Consider the following 25,966-nt stretch of genomic DNA (forward strand, 5'->3'; position numbering starts at 1 on the left):
CAGTACACCTCGAGTGTACTGCTTTTTTTCTATTAAACACCTAATCTTGCAAGAATAAACGTCCATATGCAGATGATCAATAGCAGAATCAGACTATACATCACTGTCCGTTTAAACAGCTTTGATTCCTTCCCTGTCTGGCCGACCGCGGCAGCGGCAATGGCGATAGATTGCGGAGAAACGAGCTTCGCCATCACCCCGCCCGCCGTATTTGCGGCTAACAGCAAATCAGAACCGGCACCGATCTGTGCTCCGGTGACAACCTGCAAATGCCCGAACAGAGCGTTATTGCTGACAACTGAGCCAGTAATGAACACGCCGATCCAGCCGAGAACAGGACTCACAAACGGGAACAAATCGCCTGTTTTCGCCAGTGCCAGCCCGATGGAAGAGCTGAGCCCCGCGAAGTTGGCCAGATTGGCAAACGCCATCACAAAGCAGATCGTGACAATCGGCATCCACAGTTCTTTCCCTGTCTCCTTCAAGCAACTGAAGCCATCCCGATAAGAGAAATTTTTGCTGAACAGTCCTGTAACGATGACTGCGGCTAAAATCGCTGTACCTGTCGCTGATAACAAATCGACTTTAAAAATCGCATCAAGCGGCATGGCAGATGGGGCAATGGGCGGCATTTTCATAATTTGCTGATGCAGAAAAGGCATCTTGAACAAAAGCGTTGTCTGATAGAAGAGCCCGCCTTCTTGGAAAAGCGCTTTGAATGCAGGAAGGCTCCAGATGGTGATCGCCGCAGTTAAAATGTAGAAAGGAGACCACGCTTTGGCAATGTCTGCGGCGCTGTATCTCTTTTTCTCACCGGTTTCTTCGGCTCCCTGCTCACGGTAAATCTGTTTCGGCTGCCACTTGCGCAGGAAGAGCGCAAGCCCGCCCATACTGAACAGCGCCGCCAAAATGTTAGCTAATTCCGGTCCGAGCACAGCCATTGTCAGCGTCTGAACCGCTGTATATATACCGCTGACAACCAACAAGGCAGGCCAGGTTTGTTTGATTCCCTTCATCCGGTCTAATAAGAACACGAGTAAAAACGGAATCAGAAAAGTAATCATCGGCAGTGTCCAGATCAATGCCCGAGACAGCTCAAGAGAAGACAAGTCTCCAATTTGCGCGCCTGTAATCACCGGTATCCCGATCGCGCCAAAGGCTCCAGAGGCAGCATTCGCAATCAAACAGAGCGCCGCCGCCTTTAACGGTTTAAAGCCAAGTTCTACGAGCAGCGCCGCACTAATTGCAATCGGAACACCAAAGCCGGCCGCACCTTCCAAAAATGCGTTAAAACAAAAACCGATTAATAATAGCTGTAATCTTTGGTCAGGCGAAATGCCGGCAATGCTGGAACGAATAATGGTAAACTTCCCGGTTTTCACAGCGATTTTATAGAGCCACACTGCCATCAGGACAATGTAGCCGATCGGCCACAAACCGCTTCCGATGCCTAATAAAACAGAAGAAACGGCTTTTTCAACCGGCATATGAAATGCCAATACGGCAACCAAAAAGCTGGCGGCTAGGGTCAGAAATGCCGCAAGAATGCCTTTCATCTTAAAAACGGTTAAAGCTAAGAGAAAAAAGAGAATCGGTGTGAGCGCAACCAGTGCGCTCACATACTCGTTTCCAAACGGATCATACAACTGCTCCCACATTGACAATCAGCCCTTTACTCTATAGTTGCGTTCTAATTGACGTTTTGTTCTGCAAAATGCGGTTTCAAAATGTTTTTGAGCACGTTGGCGCTGTGGTTAAACTGCTCTTTTTCTTTCTCATTTAAGTTCAGCTCAGTGATGCCAGCGACTCCGCCGCGGTTGACGACAGCCGGCACTCCGATGTACACGTCATCTGCTCCGTATTGTCCGTCCAAATATGTGCTGACTGTTAAAATGCTGTTTTCATTATGAAGAATCGCTTTAGTGATTCGCGCAAGGCTCATGGCTACCCCGTAATACGTCGCGCCTTTTTTCTCAATGATATGATAAGCGGCGTTTTTCACGTCATCCACGATCTGGTCAAGCTCTTCTTGTTTGTATGCTTCGTTTTTCTCAACCAGTTCACTGACCGGCACTCCGCCGATATTCGCGTGGCTCCAGACAGGAAGCTCAGTATCACCGTGTTCGCCGATAATATGAGCGTGCACATTGTGTGCCGCTGCACCGAAGTATTCGCTCAGCATGTAACGGAATCTCGCAGAATCAAGTGTTGTGCCGCTTCCGATCACTCGCTCTTTTGGCAGGCCGCTGAATTTCCATGTTGCATAAGTCAGAATATCAACCGGATTTGTCGCGATTAAGAAAATGCCGTCAAATCCGCTCGCCATGACTTCACTGACGATTCCTTTGAAGATCTTTAAGTTCTTTTCTACTAATTCAAGGCGTGTCTCACCAGGCTTTTGGTTTGCGCCGGCGCAGATGCAGACAATATCAGCATCCTTGCAGTCTTCATATGTTCCGAAAGATGTTTTGACCGGATGCGGCGCAAACGCCTTTCCGTGGTTTAAATCCATTACATCGCCCATTGCTTTTTCTTTATTTAAATCAATGACCACAAGTTCATCTGTGATCCCTTGGTTAATTAACGCAAATGCATAACTGCTTCCAACAAAACCCGCTCCGATTAAAGCTACTTTATTTACACGTTCATTCATCATTTATCCTCATCCTCCAGTGTTTGTTTTTCTTTGGTGTTTGTTTGTGAAGTATTTCACATTTATATTGTGCAACATTTCACAAACTTTTGCAAGAGAAAAGATTTGTCTGATTTATGAACAAAAAAAGAAACTATCTATGATAGTTTCTTACCGTTTTCTTGAGTGATTTTCAGCATGAGAATCGCAAGACAAAGAAGGAATGTTTGTTAGTTTCTTTCGCTGCTTTCCTCAAAAAGCATTGTATCCGGCAATGTGAATGCTCATTATTTATCATGATTGTGACGCATCGATCTGACATTGCCGGAGCCTATACATGGTGATCTCCAAACAGATAAAGTAAGCGATTGTTCACTTTAGGGTATTGTTGTTAACGAAATGTCCGGACTAAATGGGGCAAAGAACCATTTAAGCCAGAGTCATTATATAAACCATTTTGCACGTAATCAAAACCAGGTTGATTCTGGCCAGGTACTTGGGCGCTGCCGTTGTTAAAAATCACTTTGGCGTTTTTTGTATCAGTATCCGCCGATAACGTCAGAGTGTAAATGCCGTCTGCATTCTTACTCATTGCTTTTCCCGGCCAAGATCCGGTCAATTCTATTGCCTGCCCCCCATTCTCCTTGTATACATATGCATTAACTTGACTCCAATTATTTAGGTTTTGATAGCCTATTCTTTTCTCAGAAGATGGGTCTGTTTTTACAAAAGTATATTCTTTTGTCCCAGATGCTCCATCACTGTTCGTTCCTGTTAAAGTGACCTTGTATGTTGTATTAAACGGGTCCCCTTTTCCGATCATTAATTGATCCCCGTCCTTAAACTGTGTCTCATCACCATGATTTATTTGATAAGCAGCTTTTGCGGTATGAGCGTCGGCACGCAGAGTTACCGTTAGCTGATCATCATAGAAAGAATGGGTTACACCTGTTTGATAATTCTCGAGGAAGACATTAGGTACATTTGCGGTATCTTCCGCATAAAGCACAACCACACCTCTGCCGCTGATTGTACCTGTCAGTATGCCATCTGTTACTTTAAACGAACCATCCCCGGCTTTATTATCGTAGCTGCCATCAGGTAAATCCGTTGAAGTATGAATGGAAACTGGTGATGAAGATGCATTTGCCAAAACAGCACCTTCAGGGCCGCGCTGATTCATGAATATCTGATTGTTTCCATCCGGGTTAGAGAGTTTCTCAGGCTGTCCGGCCATGGCATTATGAAATGTATTGACTGCAGCGATGGCTTGATCTTTAAATAAAGCACTCCCGCGATCACCTAATTGACTTTTCCCAGGGAATCTTACACCATTTCCGCCGCCCTCAGGTCTGGAGAAAAACAAGGGTGTACTTCCTGAACGAGAAGCAATAATCGCCCAGCCTAAACGAATATCATCATCGCTCATCCATGTAGATTCTTCATCATCATTGGCATACGTATCATGCGATTCCACCCATGTGACCAAATCATCCGCAGATACATGAGATGCATAATTGGAGATGTTCGATGCGCTAAAATTGCGATTCTTTAAAGCAGACCTTATGGAATGCCCATAGTTTGATGCTGTAACATTCATATAATTCGCATATGCAGCATCTCTGGAGGCACTGTCTTGTAATATTTCTCCATATTGGAATTCTGCAGATGTATCTGTGATATTCGGCCAAAAATGACTGCCAAAATCACCGTCATCCGGAAGCTCTATATGTTTGGCCGCATCATACCTAAATCCGTCAGCACCGTCATCCAATGCCCTTTCCAGAAAATGTTTCAGATATGACTGTACTTGTGTATTCTGCGTATTCCAATCATAAAGCCCCAGCAATGAATTCTGAGTGACATCCCTTCGATCGGACCAATTTTTAATTTGTGTGTTTCCATGCGTCCAATTTGAAATACTTTTAATTTCATTTGAAATCGCAGCATAGTCACTGGTTGTGTGATTGATGACGGCATCGACAATAACCTTCACGCCATATTCTTCAGCCGTCGCACACATTTCTTTAAACTCTTCCTCGGAACCCAAATACCTGTTGCCAATCTGGTAAGAGGTCGGCTGGTAAAGCCAGTACCAGTTCCCCATGCTTTTATCTCCATTATTTCCTTCCTTTACTTGATTAATAGGAGACGTCTGAATGGCAGTATATCCTGCATCATGGATATCCTTCATATTATTTTTCAAGGTGTTGAACGACCAATTCCAAGCATGAAGAATGGTCCCGCTCTTTATTGATGGCGCTGTATATTCATTTGATTGGTTCGCGGTCTCTGCATTTACAGCCACCGGCCCTGCCAGAATCAAATGAAACAGCAATAATAATCCAGCGAATAACGGCAGTAAAGAGGTATTAAATCGTTTTTTAGACATTCTGGACACTCCTTATTTCATTTTTCATTTCTGAAGACTTACTGCGGAGTCAGAAATCCCTCTTACTCAATCCTTCCACTTCCTCCTTTCAGACGCATGCGAAGACTGGAGAATTTTGTTAAAACTTACATTTTAAACTATCATACTCTCTCTATCAAAACAACTTGATAGAGTCATTTCCCAAACAGACATCTCGAGCCATTTTACATGCTTAAACAGCAAGTGGAGATATTGTCTGATTTATGAACAAAAAAAGAAACCATCTCTATGATGATTTCTTCTTAAACTCCTTTTTTACCGTTCTTCTGTAAGACAGCTTCACGATTCCGAATCGAAGCAGAAACAGAACGCCGCCGCAGACGATAAATAGGAGAATCATTTTCAGCCAAGCGAAGAATGTATGGGGAACTCCCCTGTCATACATCGTAAGCACCACTACCGCAAAGGCGACAGCTATTGATTCTATGAACTGCTGCTTCACCCGTTTATGCAGTTCTTCCTCGGTGTCTATTCTCGGCATCAGCATTCCAGAAGCTGATGCCCTGATGCAGTAATATAAGATGATAATGAACAAAAACACAAGGCTCGAGACCCATTCTTTAAACGGAAATTCAAACATAATGCCGCGGATGATCACATCCAGGAGCGCAAACGCCCCGGCTAACTTGCCGATATCCGACCAGATCTTTTGTTCTTTTTCTTTTACTCTCTTATTTTTCCCATTCACGCCTGAAAGTCTGTTATGCAGATTATTCATGACCTTCCTCCCGCACTTTTACGAATGGCTTATGGCTTACATGTTACAATAACAGCCTGCGCTTCTGCAACGAATAAATGAAAAGCCCGCCGTACAAGCCGGCGGGCAGCAATGTTTAAAACGGCCCCCAATTGATCAGGACACCGATACAAATAAACACAAGCCCGATTAAGAACCAAATCAGAGCGAGCGGCAGCATAAACCGAAGCCACTTGACGTACGGAATTCCGCTGGCGGCAAGCACTGCCATCAAAACGCCGGACGTCGGGTTCACACAGTTGACGACCCCTTCTCCAAGCATAACCGCTTCCACCGCGACCTGTCTCGTGATGCCCATCAAATCAGCGAGCGGCGCCAGAATCGGAATGAACACAACCGCTTCGCCCGATCCTGAAGAGATGAGAAAATGGAGCAGAGCGCTGGCGATATACATGCCGATTGCGCCGGCCATCGGACTGAACCCGTCCAAAACCGAAGCCAAAGCATTGACGACTGTATCCAGCAGCTTCCCATTTTCAAGAATGACAGAAATGCTCCGCGCCATCCCGACAATCAGCGCACCGTATACAAGGCTCTGACAGCCGGTAATAAAAGTTTTGGCAATATCGTTTGCCGCAAGTCCTCCAATGAATCCGGCAAGGACAGAAATAAAAATAAACGTCGCAGCCATTTGGGAATCTGACCAGCCGAGTTTCAATGCGCCGTACAAAAATCCGATCAGCGACAAACCCGCCACTCCCAAAATCAGCTTATGGCGAACGGTAAACGGCACAGACTTATCTTCTTCTTGATTCGCATCGCTCAATCCTGCCGCCGGGAACCAGTTTGTGCCTAACATACTGGCATCCTTTGATTTCTTTAATTTTCTTGTATACCAATAGATATAAATGATAGAAGACACCAAAAAGCATAAGTATATGACCACACGAAGGCCGATCCCCGAAAACAGAGGCAGCTCCGCAATCGATTGCGATAAGCCAAGCGGAGACGGTGATAAAATGGTAGAGTTAAACCCGGCATAGCAGCCAATATAAATAACAGCCGCACCCGCGACCGCATCCCATTTTAAGGAGCGTGCGACGATAAGGCCGATGGGGATGAATCCGATCACTGAATTCACGACAATTCCAGTCGTTCCAAGAATAGAAAACAACGCACCGACAATACAAATAAATAATAATTGCTTTGTGCGGAACTTGCTGATGACATTGTAAATCAGTCCGTTGATGGCACCTGTTTTTTCTAAAATAGCGATCGTGCCGCCTGTGAATAAAATCAGAAAAATAATAGGCGCTGATCCCACCATTCCATCCTGAAGAGAAGTGAAAAAGCTGATCAGGCTGACCGGAGACTGTTCAATTGAATGGTAGCTTCCCGGCACCGCAGTGGTAACCTCCCCTTTCGTCACACGGTCAAATTCTCCCGCCGGCACAATATACGAAGCAACGGCGCAAATGAAAGCGATGATAAATAAGAGGACATAGGCGTCAGGCATGTTAAAGGCGGTGCGTTTCTTCTTTGGCTGTGTTTCGGCTGCTGGCATACTCATATTTCGATCCATCCCCTTTTTTAGAAAATATCTATTATTCTGAAAAATATAAATATGTGCTATATTATAAACAGCCTATCTACCTGTTTCAATATAAAAAAAAGGAATGAAGGAGGTTTTTCTTCCCATGCAAAAACTCTCAGAAGAAATGAAACAAACCGTAATGCACATCTTTGAACATCTTCACGCCAAACCTGAAGTCAGCTGGAAAGAATATGAGACAACTGAATTTCTTAAACAAAAACTCGAAGATGCAGGGTGCCGCACGCGCACGTTTTCAGATTGTACCGGAGTTGTCGGCGAAATAGGTTCGGGTTCGCCTGTTGTAGCTGTCCGCGCTGACATTGATGCATTATGGCAGGAGGTCAACGGCACATTTCGCGCCAATCATTCCTGCGGGCATGATTCGCATATGACAATGGCTTTAGGTACGTTAATGCTGCTGAAAAAACAGCCGCAGCTTCCGAACGGAACGATACGTTTTATCTTTCAGCCCGCAGAAGAAAAAGGCGGAGGCGCTCTGAAAATGATAGAGGAAGGCGTGCTTGATGACGTCGACTATTTGTATGGCGTCCATGTCCGTCCAATTCAGGAAACCCAAAACGGACGCTGCGCCCCATCCATTCTGCACGGGTCAAGCCAGCACATCGAAGGCACAATCATCGGAGAGGAAGCTCATGGCGCACGTCCGCATCTTGGCAAAAACAGCATCGAAATCGCTGCATTCCTCGTACATAAGCTGGGGCTGATTCACATTGATCCGAAAATCCCGCACACAGTCAAAATGACAAAGCTTCAAGCCGGCGGCGACAGCTCCAACATCATTCCCGGAAAAGCGACCTTCAGCCTTGACCTGCGGGCGCAAACAAATGAAGCCATGGAGACGCTGATCGCAGAAACAGAAAGAGCCTGCGAAGCGGCTGCCGCGGCATTCGATGCGAAAATTAAACTTCACAAGGAACACAGCCTTCCGGCGGCAACACAAAATAAAGAAGCTGAAGGCATTATGGCTGAAGCAATCACAGACGTTATCGGAGCTGATCAGCTCGATGAACCGCTTGTGACAACCGGCGGCGAAGACTTTCATTTTTATTCTGTGAAAGTGCCGAACCTTAAAACGACCATGCTTGGCCTCGGCTGCGGACTTCAGCCAGGACTCCATCACCCGCATATGACCTTTGACAGAAACGCGATGTTTACCGGGATTCACATTTTAGCAAACGCCGTGTTAAAAACGTTCCAAAAAGCCGATACACTCGCATCAGCCAACGCTTCTTAAATCAAAAAAGCAGCCTGCGAACAGGCTGCTTTCTTCATTATTTCTTTAGATCTTCAATTGAGTTGACGTTTTTCATATATTGAGGCACAACAAGACCCATCTTCACGCCAGTGATACTGACGCCTACATCATCATATTTGCCTTTATATTTGACAGCGTATGGTTTATGGGTATTCGGCAGCCATGCGGAAAGGGATGCGTCCGCGCTTCCCGTCGCAATCGCCGTCCACATCGGACCAGCTTCTACCTGAGTGAGTTTCACGTCATAGCCCAAGTCTTCTAACACTTTGCCCATAACGTTTGTACTTGCAATCTCACTGTCCCACGCCACATAGGCAAGGTTGATTTTGTCTCCCTTGACCTTTTGCACGCCTTTGGTCCACTCCGCGATTTGATCCTTATGCTTCTTCACATACTCAGCAGCGGCTTTGGAAGGTTTCTCGCCTTCTTCCACCTTGATCATCACTTCACCCATGTCGTCTTGCGTCCATTTAAACTGGCTCAGAAGCTTAACGGCATTCGGCTGTTCTTTGCTGAAGCCTTTTCTGGTGATCGTATGAATCTCCTCAGCACTGCCGTAAGTTTTTTTCGGATCATCGAGATATTTTAATTTATATCTGGAGAACATCCAATGCGGTGTCCATCCTGTGATAATAATTGGTTTCTTACGGTCGTATGACTTTTTGAGCGTAGCAGTCATAGCAGCGCTTGACGATGAAATCAGTGTCCAGTCGTCCAGGTTATAATCCTTCAACGCTTGATCAGTCAGGCTCATAATACCTGAACCGGGGTCAATCCCGATGATCGTCTTATTCACCTGTTCAGCCGCGGACGCATTTTCGTCGTTTTCTTGTCCGCAAGCCGCAAGTGAGAGTGCCAGCATGGCGGAAACACCGATACCGATGATTTTTTTAAACATCAGGCATTCCCCCTGCTTTTCTTCTTCACTTTAATATTTTGTGTAATACGGTCGAGCGTAATCGCAACGATAACGATAGCGATACCTGCTTCTACACCAACCCCTGTTTTCAGCTGTGTAACGGCGCTGTATACTTCTGAACCTAGTCCAGGCGCACCGACCATTGCTGCGATAACAACCATTGATAATGCAAGCATGATACTTTGGTTGATCCCGGCAAGAATGGTTTTTGTTGCAAGCGGAAGCTGAACCTTAAACAAACGCTGAGCTGTTGTAGAACCAAACGCTTCAGTTGCTTCAATCAGATCCGCAGGCACTTGTTTAATACCGAGAACCGTCATACGGATTGTCGGCGGCATTGCGAAGATAACAGACGCAACAACACCCGGCACAACACCGATATTAAAGAAGAAAATTGCCGGCAAAAGATATACGAAAGCAGGCATTGTCTGCATTAAATCAAGGATAGGCGTTACGATACGGCGAACCGTTTCTTTCTGAGATGCCCAAATTCCGATCGGCACACCGACTACAATCGAAATAATGACGGACGTGACAACCAGCGCTAACGTTTGCAGCATGGGGTCCCAATATCCTAAATAATCAATTACGAGAAACCCAATTAAAGTGAACAGCGCAATTCCTCTCGTACTGATCCACCATGCAAGAGCTGCGAAAATAATCGTTAACAAAATAGAAGGTATAAATCCAAGCCCGCTTACAATCCCGTTTACAAAAACGGCCAAGCCATTTGCGATTCCGTCGAGGAACCCGCCGAACGTTATCGTAATCCAGTCAACAAAACGGTCAATGATATCTGCTAAAGGTATTCTAGGCAGTCTATCCAATTTACTTCACCTCCCGTACAGAAGGATCTTGTGTTTGCTCAGCAGTGCCTTCAACATTGATATAATCGTTATTGCCCGCAAGTGCGCCAATCAGCGCGCCTCTTACGACAATCCCTTTCATTCTTTGCTTTTCATCTACAACCGCAATTGGAATATTCGCGTCAGACACAACGTCAAAAATCTCAGTCAGATACGTATTCTCTGGTACAGTCGTAAATTCCGTATTCAAGATATCCTGAAGGGATAAATCAGACTCGGCTGCTTTTTTCGCATCAGCTGCGTAAATGACACCTAACAATTGTTTCTGTTTATCGACTGCATAAATAGATGAAATCCCTAGGTTTTTCATCAGTGTTAACGCAACGCGAGGCCCTTTATCAATCCGCACCGTTTCAGCGCGTTTCATAATGTGGCCGGCAGTTAATACTTTAGACAAATCAACGTCCTCAACGAATTTCTCAACATATTCGTTGGACGGATTCATGAGGATTTCTTCCGGCGTGCCGATCTGAACGATATTTCCGTCCTTCATCAGAGCGATTCTGTCGCCGATGCGAAGCGCTTCGTCCAGGTCGTGCGTAATAAAAATAATCGTTTTTCCGACATTATCATGCAGATCCAGAAGCTCATCCTGCATATCTTTACGGATTAATGGATCAAGCGCACTGAATGCTTCGTCCATCAGAAGGATGTCCGGATTATTCGTCAAAGCGCGGGCAAGGCCGACACGCTGCTGCATTCCGCCCGAAAGCTGATCAGGGTATTGGTGTTCAAATCCTTCAAGTCCGACAAGTTTAAGCGACTCAAGCGCTTTTTGCTGGCGCTCCTGTTTGTCTACACCTTGAAGCTCCAGTCCGTATTCTGTGTTTTCAAGTATCGTTCTGTGCGGGAACAGAGCGAACTTTTGGAAGACCATACTGATTTTTTTCCGGCGGACTTCCCGGAGCTGGTCTTTAGACATATTTGTTATCATGTCACCATCAATGTAAATTTTTCCGGCAGTCGGTTCAATAAGCCGGTTTAACAGCCGTACTAAAGTTGATTTACCGCTCCCTGATAGACCCATGATGACAAATATCTCACCATCATATACATCAAAATCTGCTTGGTTAACCCCAACGGTTGATCCGGTTGCTTTCAGGATCTCTTTTTTATTTTTTCCGTCGGCAAGCATTTGAACTGCTTTCTTGGTTTGTTTCCCAAAAATTTTAGAGACTTTCTCGACTTTTATCTTAATCGGTTTCTCATCTACACTCATATTTTCCCTCCATATTAAGCAATCTTTATTACCGTACCATTTATGTAACAACACACACAAACCGCATATTCTCTTTTATTCTGTACCATTTCATGATAAACATCCCTGTGACCCCAAGACCTTATTTATGCTTCTAAATACTCGGTAATCCTCCTTTATTATTGTATTTTACAGGTAAAATTAAGCCTTTTTAAAATTGAAAACGCTTTTATTGAACCGAAAATCCTTCTTCCTCTTATGACTTCAAGCTCCTTTACTGGAAAAATAAGTTGCTTTTTCATCTCTATGTAATGTATTATAGTTTCATGACTATGAAACAATCAGAAGACCATATCAGAGCTCACATATTCAAAGCATTGTCTGACGAATCCAGGCTTGCAATTATTCGTACGCTTTATTACAGCGGAAAAGAACTCAGCTGCGGTGAAGTAGGTGAAAAATGCAATATCGTCAAAACCACAGCATCTTATCATTTCAAAACGCTGCGTGAAGCGGGATTGACTGCAACGCGAAAAGATTCACGGACAAAATATGTCAGGCTGCGTGAAGACACCTTTCAAACATACCTGCCTGGCTTTCTGGAGACCCTCTAAAAAGGGTTTTCTATATACATATCTGTTTCATAGTTTCATAATTATAAAACTATAGGAGTGTTAAAAGTGAAACTTATTTGGCTTTTTTTCAGTGTAATGTTTGTCATCGGCACAGATACCTTTTTGCTCTCACCGCTTCTCCCGCTTTTGCAGGACCAATTCCATGTCTCCACTGATTTGTCAGGCTGGATGGTCAGTGCTTATGCGCTCGGTTATGCGCTGTTTGCTTTGGCAGCCGGTCCGATCTCTGACCGCTTTAATCGGAAAAGCGTGATGCTGTCGGGGCTTGCGGGCTTTATCCTTTCCACGTTTTTATGCGGCATCGCTCCCTCCTTTGCCGCCATGTGTGCATTCCGTTTTGCCGCCGGTGTCAGCGCCGCGTTTGTGACGCCTCAAATTTGGGCATCCATCCCTGTCATCGTCCATGCCTCAAAAGTGTTAAAAAGCATGGGGATTGCAACAGCAGGATTAGCGGCTTCACAAATGCTCGGGCTTCCGATCGGCGGATTTTTGGCTTCCTTCACTTGGCACACGCCCTTTTTCGTTCTGTCAGCAGGCTCGCTGGTTCTCCTGTTCATTTTGGCGGCGGCCATGCCAGATATTCGTCCTGCAGAAGCGGCAGCACACCGTTCATCTATAGTCAGCCCTTATCGTGAGCTGTTTTCACTGCCAAAAACATCGATGATCCTGCTTGCTTATTTTCTCTTTCAAACAGGAAATTTCGCCACGTTCAGCTTTCTCGGCACCTGGCTTTCTGCAGATTATCATCTAACCGTATCCCAAATCGGCGCTGCGATGCTTGTACTGGGGCTGGGAAATATGCTTGGAAGCCTTATAGGAAGCAAAATTGCATCAAAGCTCGGAACGTTTAAGACATTAATCAGCGGCATGCTGCTGATGGGCGCGCTCTATTTTTCTCTTCCTTTCTTCCCTACCTTATTTATTGTAGAAACCAGCTTTTTTCTGACTTTCTTTATAGCGGGGATCATTTTTCCGTTAATGATGGGGATATTCCAATCCATATCACCGAACGCGCGCGGAACGATTGCATCTCTTTCCAATGCGGCTATGTATGCAGGAACCACTGTCGGCACATGCCTTGCCGGACTCTTATATCAAAACACGCATCATTTTGGGGCTGTCACGGCGTTTACGGCGATTTTATTTGTCCTGTCTATGGCCCTTTATCAAACAAGCAGAAAAAACAAACCGCAAGCTGCCGGTTTCCATGTAAAAAGCACCTCACGATGAGGTGCTTTTGTTATTCAAGCTCAGTTTGTTTCGTTTCTTTTCCCATAATCAAAATACACGCGACCGCCAGTAAAATGGCAATGCAAAAGATTGTAAAAATCACTGAAAACGAAATATGGCGGGCGGCGAGTGTTCCGACGAGCAGCGGGCCGAAAATGCCGCCGATTCTTCCGAACGCCGCTGTGGTTCCTGAACCTGTCGCCCGAATCGATGTTGGATATTGCTCCGGTGTATAGGCATACAGCACGCCCCACGCGCCAAGATTAAAGAAGGACAACAGCATTCCAGCCGTCAGCAGCAGACCTAAGGAATCTGCCGTTCCGAAGAAATACGCGCTTCCCGCTGTTCCGATCAAATAAATGACCAGTATCCATTTCCGGCCCGCCTTTTCGATCAGCCACGCAGCCGAAAAATAGCCCGGAAGCTGAGCAAGCGTCATCAGCAGAACATATTCAAAGCTTTGAATCATGCTGAACCCTTTTAACAGCATCACACTCGGCAGCCACAAAAACATCCCATAATAAGAAAAGACAACGCAGAACCAGACGATCGACAGCATTACCGTCGGCCGTACATACTGTTTCGCCCAAACGCTTTTCACGTTCTCCCACACCGATTTCTTTTTCATAGAAAGCGATTCGTACTTTGGCGAATCAGGCAATCCTGTCCGCAAGTACAGCGCATAAAATGCCGACAGTGCGGTTAAAAGCAAAGCCGCCTGCCAGCCGAAGCTTGGAATGACAAAATAAGAAATAAGCGCCGCTGCCAGCCAGCCCACAGCCCAAAAGCTTTCGAGAAGCACAATGACCCGGCCCCGTTTTTCAGGCACAACCGCTTCCGAAACAAGCGTTGAAGCGACAGGCAGTTCGCCTCCAAGCCCCATCCCAATTACAAAACGCAGAATGAGAAATGCCGATAAGCTTGTGACGAAAGCTGATATACCGCTTCCGATTGAAAAGCATAAAAGAGTAATGATAAATACTTTTTTGCGGCCGATTCGATCAGCCAGCAATCCAAACAAAAACGCACCCACAGCCATGCCGATGGAATTTACGCTTCCGATCCATTTCATTTCTTCAGGCGAAAGATTCCACTCCACGTGGAGCGCGGCGATAATAAACGATAATATTCCGACATCCATTGCATCAAACAGCCACCCTAAACCGGCGACACCCAGCAGCTTACGCTGGGATATAGGCTGTTGTTTTCCCATAGCCAACACCTCTGATATGCAAAATGATTACCGTTTAAGTTTACACCTGTCTTTACACATTGTCATTACCTAATTGATGTCAATCAAAAACCCCGCTTATGATTCACAAGCGGGGGTCTTTTTATTGCTGTAATGCTGCTTTTTTAATATTATCCTGCAGCTGGGCAATTCGTCTTGCGCCCTCTTCTCGAAGGCGTTTGTTTTCTTCTTCGATTTGTTTTGTTTCCTGCATGCCGCTGACAATCGTGTTCCAAGAGGATTCGATCGTTTCTATATCAATGCTTGGTCTGCCGGCCATTCTGGCAATTTCAACACTCTGGTTCGAGATGTTCTCCGCATTGCGTTTCAGCATCTCATTTGTCCGGCGGTCAAGCTCGCTCATAGAGTCAGCCACAAGCTTTTGGCGTTTCACCGTAACAGCCTGAATAATGCCGTTTTTGAAAATCGGAATGGTGATGATAAAAGCGGAGTTAATTTTCCCGATCAGCTTAGCGTTACCGCGCTGGAGCAGTCGGATCTGCGGTGCGGTTTGAAGCGCCACCATTCGCGCCATATCAAGATCATACACGCGTTCCTCAAGCGCCTGAATGCCGTTGCGCAGCGTATCGAGCTGCATTTGCGCAAGCTGGTTTCCGCTTGCCGCTTTTTCTTCATATGAAGGAAGGATTGACTGCATCTCTTCCAGCTTCATTTGACCGGCAACAACGTATTTTTCAAGCTCCATGTAGTAGTTGATATTGTTTTCATACATTTCATCGAGCGTGTAGTTTGTTTTTGTCATCTCATCTTTATATTTGGAAATCTCAACGTTGATTTTTTCAATTTCTCCGCCGAGCGTCTGGTACTTTTTAAAGATTTTCTCAATCATGCTGCCGCCGCGTTTGAAGATTTTGGCCATCAGTCCCTTGGGCTCGTCAAAATCATTTTTGTCAAAGCGGTCCATGATTTTTCCAAGCTGAGTCAGCATTGTGCCTGAGTCTGTCACGCTTGTTGTTTTCATCATTCCTAAGATGCGGTCAGAGAACTTGGAAATTTCAACAGCCGGCTCCTTTCCATACTCCAGCAGCTCCATTTGGTTTTTCACGTCAATTTGCTGGGCGAGGCGCTGCACCTCTGGTTCCTGGCGGAGCTGCAGGCGGATATCGTCTGCCTTTTGCTGAGAAATTTCTTCGTTTTTATCGAGAACAAGCGGATTTTGATTTTCTGTTGTCATGCTTTTCTTCTCTCCTTACTTTTGGGTAATCGTTCTGAACAGCCTTTTCACGAGCGAAGGCTCTTTATAGTCCTGCTGAAACACCATGTCGTCCAGCCAGTGGATATCATACTGATCCTCTTCAATATAATGCTCAATGTCTTGATGTCCGGGAGGATTATAAATGACGATATCAATTCCGATTTCATTCAAAAACAGCAGGGCTGCGGCGTCTGATCGTGTGAGCTCACCGTTCATTTCCGTATGATACAGCACCAGTTTCGGAACAGTCTGCGCATAGTCGAACATTTGAATCAATTTCAGCAGGTTAGCGGGAAGGTTTGTTGTTTGTTTAAACAAGTAGATTTGAACATCCTTGACCTGTTCCTGATGCAATGCCTTCAGCCGCGGGTGTCTGCACATTCTCGAGATCGTTTTGGCGATCGCGGTCTGAATGCCTGCCGGAAGCTGTTTGTACTGCCACACATTGCTTGCGATCAGCTTGTCCGGATCGATGTTTCCTTCATGATCAAGCGCGTGGCTGTAATGAAATTGATAGTTTGATTTGATTTCTTCTGTTAACGGAAAGCTTCGAACCATCTCCGTTTCTGGATAGTCCGCCATTGTATGAAGTCTGTTCCAATATTCTTTATTGTCCTTCGACACACCCATAATTTTGGCAAACACATTCGGAATATCGATCGAATGTTTATCGGCTTTGAAATTCGGGCGAATAAACGCACGTTCTTTCGCAATTAAAAACAGTTCATCATAGGTCGTTTTCAGCGTCACGGAAACCGGTGTGTGGTCTCTGAACTGCCAAGGCTTGTACAGCATGGATTCCTCGTGATTCAGCACATGCTCAATTTCCTTTGTCGATCGATACGCCACCGTTGATTTACGGTCAGGTTTTTCTTTCGGGAATCGCTGAAGATCTGAAACATCCGGAAGCTTTTCCGTGAAGCTTAGCTCCTGCTTAGGGTCAACGAGCGTCAGCTGATCGGTTCCCGCCGGATGGAACAATAGAACATCACAGCCGACAAGCATCAAATAATATAAGAAATACAGCTGGCTTTTCGTCGCGTCTCCATACCAGACCACCTTCGGCATCTCCCGCTCTATATCGGCTTTTTCCAGCCAAGGATTCAGGTGGTTCAAAGAAAACTTTGAAACATCAAGAAGCACTCTGCGAAAATCAGGATGATTCAGCCCCTGCTCATGATTTTCGGCAAAGGTATGTAAAAGCGTCATCAGTGCTTTTCTTAAATGGCGGTGCAGCAATGAATTGGAATGCTTCGCAATCAGCTGTTCCCCGTCCAGAAAGGCGACAAAGCGGCTGACCGAAAGGCCTTTTTCCTTCTGGTTGATGGAATGAATATGCTGAAGCGCCTGAAATGTTTCGGGTGCAATTGTTTTATCAAGTGTTTCGCTCAGGACATAAATATGATCGTTTACAGAAAGTTCATACAGCTCGTTAAAGTAGTCGGTCTCATCAATGGGCGTGCCCAGTATTTGCCCGGCAAGCCTCGAAAAAGCAAGACCTTGTTCATTCTCATAGTGATCCCGCTCCGGCAATGGCTGAAACAGCATGCTTTTCCAATCACCATCGGCCGGAACAGCTTTATGAATGATTAGCTCTTCTTGTCTCATCATATCCTCCTTTCTGGTTTGTTTGTGTATATTACACGTGTTTTAATTTGGATATTTGCGATAAAACTGACGCTGTGATTTCTTCACCCGCCAGCATGCCGCTTGCAATTGTTTTGCGTAGTTCCGGATCGTGACTCAATACCTCTCCGTGCGCGGGTGCGATGCCAAAATCAGCTTCCCGGATCAGTTCAAGATCAAGCAGCGAGTCTCCAGCCGTATAGATTTCATCAAGAGAGAGCCTGGATTTCAGGTATTCAACTGCTTTCCACTTATTAAGCGGATTGGGAATAAAGTAAAGCTTCCGCCCCTGCAGAGATACTTGCCAGCCCTTATCGGCGCCCCACTCTTTCACAGCGGATATATCGATATACGGTATTTTTTCCTCATGTAAAATGAGATACACGAAATAGTGATGGGCGATTCGGGTTCTTTTTACCGCCTCTGATAAAGAGAGACCTGCGATTTCCCTTAGCATGGCCTCGATCGGCAGACACGACGCCAGCTCCTCTTTCATCAGCTCGTCCCACTCTTTCAGAGGCTCGCCGTCTTTTAAGATGCACCCGCCATTTGTTGTCACCGCATATTCCGGCACAATGTCCTGCTGGAAACATCCGATTCTCTTATACTGTTCGTTTGTACGCGTGGTGACGGGGATAAAATAGTGATCCTTCTGAATCTGATTTAAGTGCTCTTTTACGGCTGAGGAAATATAGGAAAGCTCCCGCCCATTTAATGTTTCAATCAGCTCAATCCCGGCTTCCTTATCGGGCGTGCCGATCATGCGCCTTGAATAAATTAATGTTCTGTCTAAATCGCTGGCAAACGCGTTCATAGGCTTTTCTCCGCCGGACGAATCAGCCCGCAGCAGCTGTAAGACATGTTCTCGTATTCTTCTACAGGCACTCCCCGATCCTTTGCCAGTAAAAGAATATGTTTCAGCGTTTCTTCAGCGCCAGGCTGAATCAGTATTTTCCAAGGCACTCTGCGAAGAAGCACACGGGTCGTTTCTCCGACACCAGGTTTAATCAGGTTCGTATTGCTGATGCCAAATTGCTTTCGGATCGTCTCAATGGAAGCCAAGCCGTCCCAAGCCGGTTTCATACGTACGCGCTGCAAGCCAATCGCCAGACGTTCTGCTTCTTTAAAAATAGACGGAAATTGCTCGGCTATCGTTTCAATATAGAATACAGAAACATCCTCTTCGCTCAGCTCACGGTAATATTTCGCCCCGTGAAAATCATCCGGCCCGATCCATTTTTCATTTAAGACCGTGCGGCTGACAAGACCCGAGACCGTAGAGTTCAAGCAGGCACTCGGAATCAGAAAATCCTCCTTCGTTCCGTAGATGTCCGCGCAATCACCCGGATCGGCAAGCACCGCAATTTCTGAGGAAAGTCTCGTATTCCAGCGCTGGTTAAACTGTTCGATGGATCGATTCAGTTCTTTAGTAATAGCGCCTTTGCCTGTCCAGCCGTCGATAAAGGCGATTTTTCCGTCTGGATGATGCTTCAGCATATACTGCATGGCGTTTTCATCAATTCCCCTGTCCCGAATAATCGATATGCTGTAGTGCGGAACTGAGACGTGATACTTCATCTTGATGTACCGTTTGATCAATACACCGATCGGCGTGCCCGCCCTTGCCAGACTGCACAAAACCATATGCTCACCGTGTTTGGCGAAAAGCTGCTCCGCTACAGCTCCGGCCGCTAACGCAACCTTCTGTTTACTATCTTCAAGCGAGGCATAAAACAGTTTCATATATTCATCTGTCGGCTTATATTCGATCGGCAGCATCTCTGAGTAATGGGTGCCACTTTGGATCGAGCGTTCCCGTTCTTCCGTGCTTTTTTCAATCGAAACAGCGGACAAATCTTTTAATAGAAAGGTGACATCCTCCTTCGGATAGCTCCCAATCTGGTCAATTATCTCAGTCAATTCAGATCACACCTTTCCTGAAAGGGTTACAATGTGGATATGCGGCACTTCTTTTTCTTTGAATATATGAAAAATTGGCTGTAACGCCTCATCCGAAACGGTCTTTTCAAGACAGAAAAAGACCTCGTCATACGCTCCGGCGGGGAGGTTATAGATAAAATGGCGAACCGCCTCATCTTCGGGATTCATAAATGAATAACCGTTTTGCACAGCATAGCCCGCTTTGACAACAGGGTGAATCGGGCTGCGGGTAGTAGAGTGATAGGAAATGGAGCCCTGAAGATGCGCTGCGATTTTCATAGGAATGTACATCAGCTCTCCCGTTCCAAGCACAAGCGTTCTTCTCCCCTTCCGATACTGTTCCACATGCTGCGCAGCTAGGCGGCAGGCCTCGTGAACCGCCTGCCTGTCACTCGCCTTTAAGCCAAACCGCCCTGTTTCCTTCACATAAAAATGCTCGTCTGCGAATATGGCCGGCTGATAAGGTAAGGATGCAAAGAAGCCGGACAAGTCGATGTCTGTTCTGTGTATTGCTGATTCCTGCGGCTTCGGTCTGTAATCATAGGAGGACTCTGACAAAAGCTCTCCTTTAAAGGAAATGCGCCCAGACAGTAAAGCTGTTGTTGATATGGTAACCCCTAATTCCCGTTCCGCTTCAGCATAAGCTTGTTTGTGCTCCTCAGTGCACCAATCCAATAAAGACAAAACAGCGTATTCTTTGCGGGGGAACTTCGATTGTATATCCCGAATGATATGCAGTGCGGTTTTTCCTGTCGTGATTTCATCATCCACGAGAATCACCGGGCAATCGTTGTTGATCATATGAGGTTCCGCATAGCATAGCTGGTCGGTCGCATGGGAGTGCTCCTCGACAAAGGTAATGGAAGGCTCGTTGTTCCGTATCAGTTCACGTGTTGTATGGACATACGACGCATTCTCAATGCAGTCATAAACCGCGTGTCCAAGGGCTGTCGCCGTTTCCGCAAACCCGATCACAAGCGGCGCTTCCTCTAGTGCAATACGCTGCTTTTGCAACGTTCGATAAGCAGCCCGAAGCCCGCTGTCCGTTCCTGAAAGAAACCCGTTCAGAATGTCGGCCTTCTCCTTCAGCTCACGGCCCGTTTTTCGTTCAGCGTACTCCAAAGCAAGCAGCCCTGACGCCAAAAGCGGCTTCAGCGGATGAACTGGAATATGCTTTCCCAGCACTTTGCTGACAAATAAAAAACCCCTTTTTTTGTTTACACGCGCCGCCATTTCAAATAAGACTTGCTCCGGAATAGAAAGCGGATTGTCAGTGACCGACAGATCAACCGCCATATTGTCCAATATTTGAAGTGTTTTGCTGTTCGTTGAGCAAATCGGAGAAAGATCGGTTTTCATGATACACCCCATAGATTTCTGATTTTATTATGATGTTCTCAGCCCATTTCATATGGGGCTTCATCTCATTCATTTTGTTGGAAAAATGGCTTTTCATCACACCGATTGAACCGTTTCCGTGATGAATAATGCTTAACGCATCCATATAGTCTTCCTTTGATACAACATACAGGCTGTTTACCGCTTTAAGCTGAGACGGGTGAATGACCGTTTTCCCGTGAATCCCGTTAGCGATATCAAGCTCTGTTTCCTTCACCAAACCTTTGACATGCTCATTCAGCTCAGAAGGCTGGTGCGCTGACAGAAGGTGAGGCTTTTGCGCTGTCTGGAAATATTCCCAGACCGGTCCAGAAACGACAAACGTCCGGCCGAAATAATTGATGACATCCGCCATAAAATCGGAAATCAGGCGAATATCATAGATGGTTTGCCCCGGCTTTCTCCGGATGCCGTATAACCCGCACAAATCAGTAGCACCGATTCGCACATTTAAAATCAAGTCCTGATATTGATGCAGAACCGCACTCAGCTCTCCGAAAGCCTCCGGCCGCGTCTCTTTAGAAAGCAAATCGGGCGTTTCTAAAATCGGCATTCCATAAATCGGCGCTCTCATATCGCGAGAAATGTTTTCCACCGTTTCCGCATAGTCACGGGCGTTCACTCCTGAACATTTCGGAAACACAAAACCGGTTAACAAATGAAGAAAGCGCTTCAAGCGGCCCGCCAGCTCCTGCAGCTGCTTCGGAGAACGCACCCTTACAAACATGAGCGGAAGATTATCCGGTTCAATTTTGTTTTGCTGAATCGCCTGTTCTATGCGCTCAAGCTGAATGTTGAGATTATGTTCAGCCTGCTCGACTTCATGATCCCCAATCGCATCCTCTAAGCAGAAAACAACGGACGTTAGATCCTCGTACTTTTGTTCAGTAATCATAGCGGCTATGTCGTGGCGGGTTGCAGGCATATATAATAGGGCTCCCAGCGCTTGTTCAAGCCATTTTTTAGGCGCCTCTTTCGTGACCTGTTTCGGCACTTGATAAAATACATGCTCTTCTTGACGCGCTGATAAATAGTGGAAATACCGCAAACCAGTCACCCTCTTTTCTGTAACAAAAAAGGAAGGACATGAAACTCCCTCCTTGTTTTGTTTTATTCTTCTTTTGACGCAGCTGTTTGTTCGCGCACTTGCTTTTGTTTGTTGATATAGTGAATGATAAATGTTACCGCAAATGCAGCGATAATGATAATGAAGAATACAGAATGCGGCATTTCATAATGGAAAGCGCTCCCTGCCATTTTCAGCGCGATAATTCCGATTAACACGAATGCTGTGTTTTCAAGCTCAGGGATTTTATCGATCAGCACAAGGAATACTTTTGCGACTGTACGCATCATTAAAATACCCAGCATACCGCCGATCAAAAGAACCCATACTTTTTCAGATACCGCAAACGCGGCCAAGATGCTGTCCACAGAAAAGGCAAGGTCCATCAGTTCAACTGAAATAACAGTTGCCCAGAAGATACCAAATGTACGGACCATCCAAGAGTTTTTCTTAATACCGTCTGCTTCCTCTTCTTTTTCGCCGATCCAGAAGTGCTTAATGACGAGCCAAGCCAGGTAAAGCGCGCCAAGCACTTTGATCCACCAGAATTTAATGAGAAGCATACCGAGTCCGATGAATATAAATCGGAAAATGTACGCTCCGAATAAACCATACGTTAACGCTTTTTTACGCTGTTTTTCCGGAAGATGTTTCACCATAACCGCAAGAACTAACGCGTTATCGGCCGATAAAAGGCCTTCCAGTACAACAAGGGAACCGATCAGACCCCAAGAAACCGGATCAGTCAGAACTTCCCCCCACATTTTCCAATCGAAAAATGAAGCATACGTAGACATGATGTGATGTAAAAATTCCAAGTTTTTTCCTCCTATTAATTGAAAACGGTGACTGCTTTATTTGTCACTCGCTTACACCTGCAAACCGTAGTTCCGGCATAATGAAGCAAGGCCGCCGGAAAAACCGCTGCCGATCGCATTGAACTTCCACTCGTTTCCGTGTCTGTACAGCTCACATACGACAACGGCTGTTTCAATGGAGAAATCTTCTCCCAAATCGAAGCGAAGAAGCTCATTTTGAGTCTCTTCATCTGCAACGCGTACAAACGCGTTTGACACTTGTCCAAAGTTTTGGCTGCGTGCTTCCGCGTCATGAATTGTAACTGTGATGCCGATTTTCTCAATGTGAGCAGGGATTTTTGAAAAATCAACGATGATCTGCTCATCATCTCCGTCGCCTTCACCGGTGCGGTTGTCACCCGTATGGATGACACCGCCGCTCGGATGCTCAAGGTTATTATAGAAGACGAAATCGAGATCATTCACACAGTTATCATGCGCATCCACTAAAAAGGCTGAAGCATCCAGGTCAAAATCGTGTCCGCCTGAGTACTTATTTGTATCCCAGCCTAAACCGATCACCGCTTTTGTGAGTCCCGGATTTGTTTTCGTTAAGTCAACACGCTGTCCTTTTGCTAATTGAATGGCCATACTGCCTCTCTCCTTTCTGCTCTTCGTAATATGTCTTAACCGACTTGCAAGCCGTAGTCTGTTGCGATGCGGGCAAGACCGCCTTGGTAGCCTGAGCCGATAGCAGAGAATTTCCATTCGCCGTTGTGTCTGTAAAGCTCTCCAGCGATAATTGCCGTTTCAATAGAGAAATCTTCCGCAAGATCGTAACGAATAAGCTCTTCATTTGTTTCTTCATTGACAATGCGTACAAACGCGTTTGACACTTGTCCAAAGTTTTGGCTGCGCGCTTCCGCTTCGTGAATCGTGATAACAAATGAGATTTTGTCGATATTCGCAGGTACGGCGCTGAGATTGACTTTTACATTCTCGTCATCACCCTCGCCAAGACCTGTCAGGTTATCGCCTGAATGAACAACTGAACCGTTTCCGCCTTCAAGCTGGTTATAGAAAATAAAATCATTTTGAGATGCGCATTTTCCAGACGCATCTAAAAGAAATACACTTGAGTCAAGGTCAAAGTCATGACCGCCGTCATACTTATTCGTATCCCAGCCTAAACCGACAACAACCTTTGAAAGACCCGGATTTGTTTTTGTTAAATCTACTTTTTGTCCTTTTGCCAATGAAATTGCCATGTTTCATCCACTCCTTTTTCTTTTATACGTACCGGTTGACAATATCTTCTAATCTCGTATCGTTTGTGCCTTCGCCGACCGCCGCGAATTTCCACTCGCCGTCCTGGCGGTAGATTTCAGCCGTAATCAGGCTTGTTCTGCCGGCATAATTGTCTTTCAAATTGTATTTGAGCATTTCTTCATGATTCGATTGATCAACAACACGGATAAAAGCATTTTGAATCATGCCGAAATCCTGTTTTCTTCTCACGCAATCATAAATATTCACAACAAATACAAGCTTATTAATGTTGGCAGGCACTTTCGCCAAATCAATTAAAATCTGCTCATCATCGCCCGCTCCGTCGCCTGTCAGGTTGTCACCTGTGTGCTTGACACTGCCGCAGCGGCTTTTCAGGTTTCCAAAATAAATGACATTTTTCTTATCAGTGAATTTGCCGTTTTCCAGCATCAGCACTGATGCGTCACAGTCAATATTTGGTCCGCCTCCGCCGAGCAGCTTTCCAAAAAAGCCGCCGCCTGATGAAACCGGGTCCCAGCCGAGACCGACCATCAATTTTGACAGACCCGCTTTTCCTTTTGTTAAATCAATTCGCTGACCTTTTTCTAAAGAAATTGCCACACGATTCACTCCTAATCATCGAAATGTGAATATAGTCACATTTATTTTTACGTACAAACGTAACTTGAGTATGCCGTAAATTATTAATATATACGTTTTTTATTATATCAAAGTTTCGTAAAAGTTAAGAATAATTGACGAAAATCCTCGAAAAAAATCTCCCATATTTGATATATGTTTTGCAAATCATATGAATGGCGGATCTTAAACATACCATTTGACGTGAGCGAGTCATTTTGCCTATTCTTGTATCACATTCTAAAAAGCAACGGAAAGGAAGCGGCCTTTTGATTCATTTAAGCATACTTGATCAGGCACCTGTTTCTAAAGGAGAAAGCCCCGTGACAACCCTTCAGCATTCGGTCGAGCTGGCCGGACGAAGTGAAGAATGGGGCTATAAGCGTTATTGGTTTGCCGAACACCACAGCACGAAAGGACTGGCAAGCACGGCACCGGAAATTATGATCGCCCGTATCGCGGCTCACACAAACAAGATTCGTGTCGGGTCTGGCGGTGTGCTTCTGCCTCAGTACAGCCCGTTTAAGGTGGCCGAGACCTTTCGCCAGCTTGAGGCCTTGTATCCGAACCGGATTGACCTTGGCCTCGGGCGTTCGCCGGGCGGAACGACAAAAACCCGGCTCGCACTAACCGACGGCATCAAAAAAAGCTTAACCGATTTTAACAGACAGCTTCAGGATGTCTCTTATTTTCTGACCGATTCGCTTCCCGCCGGGCATCCGTATGCCGGGATCAAAGCGGCTCCTCTTATTGACACAGCACCGGAGCTTTGGGTGCTTGGATTAGGGGAGAACAGCGCAAGGCGAGCGGCCCATCAGGGAATCGGATATGTGTTTGGGCATTTTATCAACCCTGAACGAGGGGAAAGCGCGTTTCGTATCTATCGTGAAAACTTTCAGCCATCAGCCCATTTCACATCTCCGGCCGCACTGTTTACGATCTTTGTCATTTGCGCAAAAACAGATGAAGAGGCAGAGGAGCTCGCGTTAAGCCAGGATTTGTGGCTTCTTCGCGTCGGGAAAGGCTTGGACAGCAGAGTGCCAAGCATTGAGGAAGCGAAAGCATACCACTATACTGAATCAGACAAAAACCAAATACGAGAAAACAGAAAGCGCATGGTCATCGGTTCTCCAAGCACTGTAAAACAGCAGCTTCTAGAGCTGGCGGACCGCTATGAAACAAATGAAATCATGGTTCTTTGCAATGTGTTTGATTTTGAGGCGAAAAAAGAATCATATGAACGTCTTGCCGGGTTATTTCTATAAAAAAAGCAGCTTTTCCCAAAGGAAAAACTGCTTTTTATTT

23 protein-coding genes are annotated in these 25,966 nt (G+C 45.7%); 4 read left to right on the forward strand and 19 right to left on the reverse strand.

What is annotated here, in order from left to right; all coding sequences use genetic code 11:
- Nucleotides 1-32 precede the first annotated feature (32 nt).
- The 5 genes from DIC78_RS08445 to DIC78_RS08465 form a co-directional block, all read right to left on the reverse strand.
- On the reverse strand, nt 33-1,658 hold the full coding sequence (locus tag DIC78_RS08445) for an L-lactate permease (RefSeq protein ID WP_127696048.1): 1,626 nt from the start codon (nt 1,656-1,658) through the stop codon (nt 33-35).
- A gap of 32 nt (nt 1,659-1,690) precedes the next feature.
- Nucleotides 1,691-2,656 (reverse strand): L-lactate dehydrogenase, encoded by a 966-nt coding sequence (locus DIC78_RS08450; RefSeq protein WP_103672191.1) that lies wholly within the window; start codon nt 2,654-2,656, stop codon nt 1,691-1,693.
- Nucleotides 2,657-3,023: 367 nt separating this feature from the next.
- Nucleotides 3,024-5,024: an alpha-amylase gene (gene amyE, locus DIC78_RS08455; RefSeq protein ID WP_127696050.1), complete on the reverse strand. Its 2,001-nt coding sequence runs from the start codon at nt 5,022-5,024 to the stop codon at nt 3,024-3,026.
- Between the two features lie 265 nt (nt 5,025-5,289).
- Nucleotides 5,290-5,781 (reverse strand): DUF6773 family protein, encoded by a 492-nt coding sequence (locus DIC78_RS08460; protein ID WP_044162006.1) that lies wholly within the window; start codon nt 5,779-5,781, stop codon nt 5,290-5,292.
- A 115-nt stretch (nt 5,782-5,896) separates the two neighbouring features.
- Nucleotides 5,897-7,330, reverse strand: a complete 1,434-nt coding sequence (locus DIC78_RS08465; RefSeq protein ID WP_127696052.1) for a YfcC family protein — start codon at nt 7,328-7,330, stop codon at nt 5,897-5,899.
- 127 nt (nt 7,331-7,457) lie between these two features.
- Here DIC78_RS08465 and DIC78_RS08470 point away from each other — a divergent pair, with 127 nt between their 5' ends.
- Nucleotides 7,458-8,609 carry a M20 peptidase aminoacylase family protein gene (locus DIC78_RS08470; protein ID WP_127696054.1) on the forward strand — a complete coding sequence of 384 codons (1,152 nt, stop codon included), beginning with the start codon at nt 7,458-7,460 and terminating at the stop codon, nt 8,607-8,609.
- A gap of 37 nt (nt 8,610-8,646) precedes the next feature.
- Here DIC78_RS08470 and DIC78_RS08475 read toward each other — a convergent pair whose 3' ends face one another.
- The 3 genes from DIC78_RS08475 to opuAA are packed head-to-tail and all read right to left on the reverse strand — an operon-like array spanning nt 8,647 to nt 11,634.
- Entirely contained in the window at nt 8,647-9,528 is an 882-nt protein-coding gene (locus DIC78_RS08475; RefSeq protein ID WP_024120136.1) for a glycine betaine ABC transporter substrate-binding protein, read from the reverse strand.
- Nucleotides 9,528-10,376 (reverse strand): glycine/proline betaine ABC transporter permease subunit OpuAB, encoded by an 849-nt coding sequence (opuAB, locus tag DIC78_RS08480; protein WP_024120135.1) that lies wholly within the window; start codon nt 10,374-10,376, stop codon nt 9,528-9,530. Before opuAB ends, DIC78_RS08475 begins: the two co-directional genes overlap by 1 nt.
- A gap of 1 nt (nt 10,377) precedes the next feature.
- Nucleotides 10,378-11,634, reverse strand: a complete 1,257-nt coding sequence (gene opuAA, locus DIC78_RS08485) for a glycine/proline betaine ABC transporter ATP-binding protein OpuAA (RefSeq protein ID WP_024120134.1) — start codon at nt 11,632-11,634, stop codon at nt 10,378-10,380.
- Nucleotides 11,635-11,924: 290 nt separating this feature from the next.
- On the opposite strand from opuAA, the gene DIC78_RS08490 reads away from it, so the two are divergent.
- Together DIC78_RS08490 and DIC78_RS08495 are read left to right on the forward strand one after the other, a co-directional pair.
- Complete coding sequence (locus tag DIC78_RS08490) at nt 11,925-12,227, forward strand: ArsR/SmtB family transcription factor (RefSeq protein WP_081638228.1); 303 nt, start codon at nt 11,925-11,927, stop codon at nt 12,225-12,227.
- Between the two features lie 66 nt (nt 12,228-12,293).
- Nucleotides 12,294-13,478, forward strand: coding sequence for an MFS transporter (locus DIC78_RS08495; RefSeq protein WP_127696056.1), 1,185 nt, complete (start codon nt 12,294-12,296; stop codon nt 13,476-13,478).
- 10 nt (nt 13,479-13,488) lie between these two features.
- On the opposite strand, the gene niaP is transcribed toward DIC78_RS08495, so the two are convergent.
- The 11 genes from niaP to DIC78_RS08550 form a co-directional block, all read right to left on the reverse strand.
- Nucleotides 13,489-14,691, reverse strand: a complete 1,203-nt coding sequence (gene niaP / locus DIC78_RS08500) for a niacin permease NiaP (RefSeq protein WP_024120131.1) — start codon at nt 14,689-14,691, stop codon at nt 13,489-13,491.
- Nucleotides 14,692-14,812: 121 nt separating this feature from the next.
- On the reverse strand, nt 14,813-15,904 hold the full coding sequence (locus DIC78_RS08505) for a toxic anion resistance protein (protein ID WP_010332934.1): 1,092 nt from the start codon (nt 15,902-15,904) through the stop codon (nt 14,813-14,815).
- 15 nt (nt 15,905-15,919) lie between these two features.
- Nucleotides 15,920-17,533 (reverse strand): YceG family protein, encoded by a 1,614-nt coding sequence (locus tag DIC78_RS08510; protein WP_127696058.1) that lies wholly within the window; start codon nt 17,531-17,533, stop codon nt 15,920-15,922.
- 31 nt (nt 17,534-17,564) lie between these two features.
- Nucleotides 17,565-18,365 (reverse strand): HAD family hydrolase, encoded by an 801-nt coding sequence (locus DIC78_RS08515; RefSeq protein WP_106021223.1) that lies wholly within the window; start codon nt 18,363-18,365, stop codon nt 17,565-17,567.
- Entirely contained in the window at nt 18,362-19,471 is a 1,110-nt protein-coding gene (locus tag DIC78_RS08520; protein WP_106021221.1) for a cysteine protease StiP family protein, read from the reverse strand. Before DIC78_RS08520 ends, DIC78_RS08515 begins: the two co-directional genes overlap by 4 nt.
- Nucleotides 19,472-19,477: 6 nt before the next feature.
- Nucleotides 19,478-20,788 (reverse strand): phosphoribosyltransferase family protein, encoded by a 1,311-nt coding sequence (locus DIC78_RS08525; RefSeq protein WP_127696920.1) that lies wholly within the window; start codon nt 20,786-20,788, stop codon nt 19,478-19,480.
- Nucleotides 20,778-21,938 (reverse strand): HpcH/HpaI aldolase/citrate lyase family protein, encoded by a 1,161-nt coding sequence (locus DIC78_RS08530; protein ID WP_106021220.1) that lies wholly within the window; start codon nt 21,936-21,938, stop codon nt 20,778-20,780. Before DIC78_RS08530 ends, DIC78_RS08525 begins: the two co-directional genes overlap by 11 nt.
- Nucleotides 21,939-22,000: 62 nt before the next feature.
- The gene (locus DIC78_RS08535) at nt 22,001-22,774 is read right to left on the reverse strand and encodes a TerC family protein (protein ID WP_024120125.1); all 774 of its coding nucleotides are present in this window, start codon (nt 22,772-22,774) and stop codon (nt 22,001-22,003) included.
- A 51-nt stretch (nt 22,775-22,825) separates the two neighbouring features.
- Nucleotides 22,826-23,404 carry a TerD family protein gene (locus tag DIC78_RS08540; RefSeq protein WP_010332927.1) on the reverse strand — a complete coding sequence of 193 codons (579 nt, stop codon included), beginning with the start codon at nt 23,402-23,404 and terminating at the stop codon, nt 22,826-22,828.
- Nucleotides 23,405-23,439: 35 nt separating this feature from the next.
- Nucleotides 23,440-24,021, reverse strand: a complete 582-nt coding sequence (locus DIC78_RS08545; protein WP_010332926.1) for a TerD family protein — start codon at nt 24,019-24,021, stop codon at nt 23,440-23,442.
- 22 nt (nt 24,022-24,043) lie between these two features.
- Nucleotides 24,044-24,643: a TerD family protein gene (locus tag DIC78_RS08550; RefSeq protein ID WP_010332925.1), complete on the reverse strand. Its 600-nt coding sequence runs from the start codon at nt 24,641-24,643 to the stop codon at nt 24,044-24,046.
- Nucleotides 24,644-24,930: 287 nt separating this feature from the next.
- Here DIC78_RS08550 and DIC78_RS08555 point away from each other — a divergent pair, with 287 nt between their 5' ends.
- Nucleotides 24,931-25,926, forward strand: a complete 996-nt coding sequence (locus DIC78_RS08555) for an LLM class flavin-dependent oxidoreductase (RefSeq protein WP_095714472.1) — start codon at nt 24,931-24,933, stop codon at nt 25,924-25,926.
- Nucleotides 25,927-25,966 lie beyond the last annotated feature (40 nt).

This window comes from Bacillus halotolerans (assembly GCF_004006435.1).
Classification (GTDB): domain Bacteria; phylum Bacillota; class Bacilli; order Bacillales; family Bacillaceae; genus Bacillus; species Bacillus halotolerans.

Coding starts and splice junctions, on each gene's coding strand:
- opuAA (WP_024120134.1), bottom strand. CDS start 11,634: ATGAGTGTAGATGAGAAACCGATTAAGATAAAAGTCGAGAAAGTCTCT.
- DIC78_RS08470 (WP_127696054.1), top strand. CDS start 7,458: ATGCAAAAACTCTCAGAAGAAATGAAACAAACCGTAATGCACATCTTT.
- DIC78_RS08460 (WP_044162006.1), bottom strand. CDS start 5,781: ATGAATAATCTGCATAACAGACTTTCAGGCGTGAATGGGAAAAATAAG.
- DIC78_RS08490 (WP_081638228.1), top strand. CDS start 11,925: ATGTATTATAGTTTCATGACTATGAAACAATCAGAAGACCATATCAGA.
- DIC78_RS08540 (WP_010332927.1), bottom strand. CDS start 23,404: ATGGCCATTCAATTAGCAAAAGGACAGCGTGTTGACTTAACGAAAACA.
- amyE (WP_127696050.1), bottom strand. CDS start 5,024: ATGTCTAAAAAACGATTTAATACCTCTTTACTGCCGTTATTCGCTGGA.
- DIC78_RS08510 (WP_127696058.1), bottom strand. CDS start 17,533: ATGAGACAAGAAGAGCTAATCATTCATAAAGCTGTTCCGGCCGATGGT.
- DIC78_RS08450 (WP_103672191.1), bottom strand. CDS start 2,656: ATGATGAATGAACGTGTAAATAAAGTAGCTTTAATCGGAGCGGGTTTT.
- DIC78_RS08445 (WP_127696048.1), bottom strand. CDS start 1,658: ATGTGGGAGCAGTTGTATGATCCGTTTGGAAACGAGTATGTGAGCGCA.
- DIC78_RS08465 (WP_127696052.1), bottom strand. CDS start 7,330: ATGAGTATGCCAGCAGCCGAAACACAGCCAAAGAAGAAACGCACCGCC.
- DIC78_RS08545 (WP_010332926.1), bottom strand. CDS start 24,021: ATGGCAATTTCATTGGCAAAAGGACAAAAAGTAGATTTAACAAAAACA.
- DIC78_RS08505 (WP_010332934.1), bottom strand. CDS start 15,904: ATGACAACAGAAAATCAAAATCCGCTTGTTCTCGATAAAAACGAAGAA.
- DIC78_RS08515 (WP_106021223.1), bottom strand. CDS start 18,365: ATGAACGCGTTTGCCAGCGATTTAGACAGAACATTAATTTATTCAAGG.
- DIC78_RS08475 (WP_024120136.1), bottom strand. CDS start 9,528: ATGTTTAAAAAAATCATCGGTATCGGTGTTTCCGCCATGCTGGCACTC.
- DIC78_RS08525 (WP_127696920.1), bottom strand. CDS start 20,788: ATGGCGGTTGATCTGTCGGTCACTGACAATCCGCTTTCTATTCCGGAG.
- niaP (WP_024120131.1), bottom strand. CDS start 14,691: ATGGGAAAACAACAGCCTATATCCCAGCGTAAGCTGCTGGGTGTCGCC.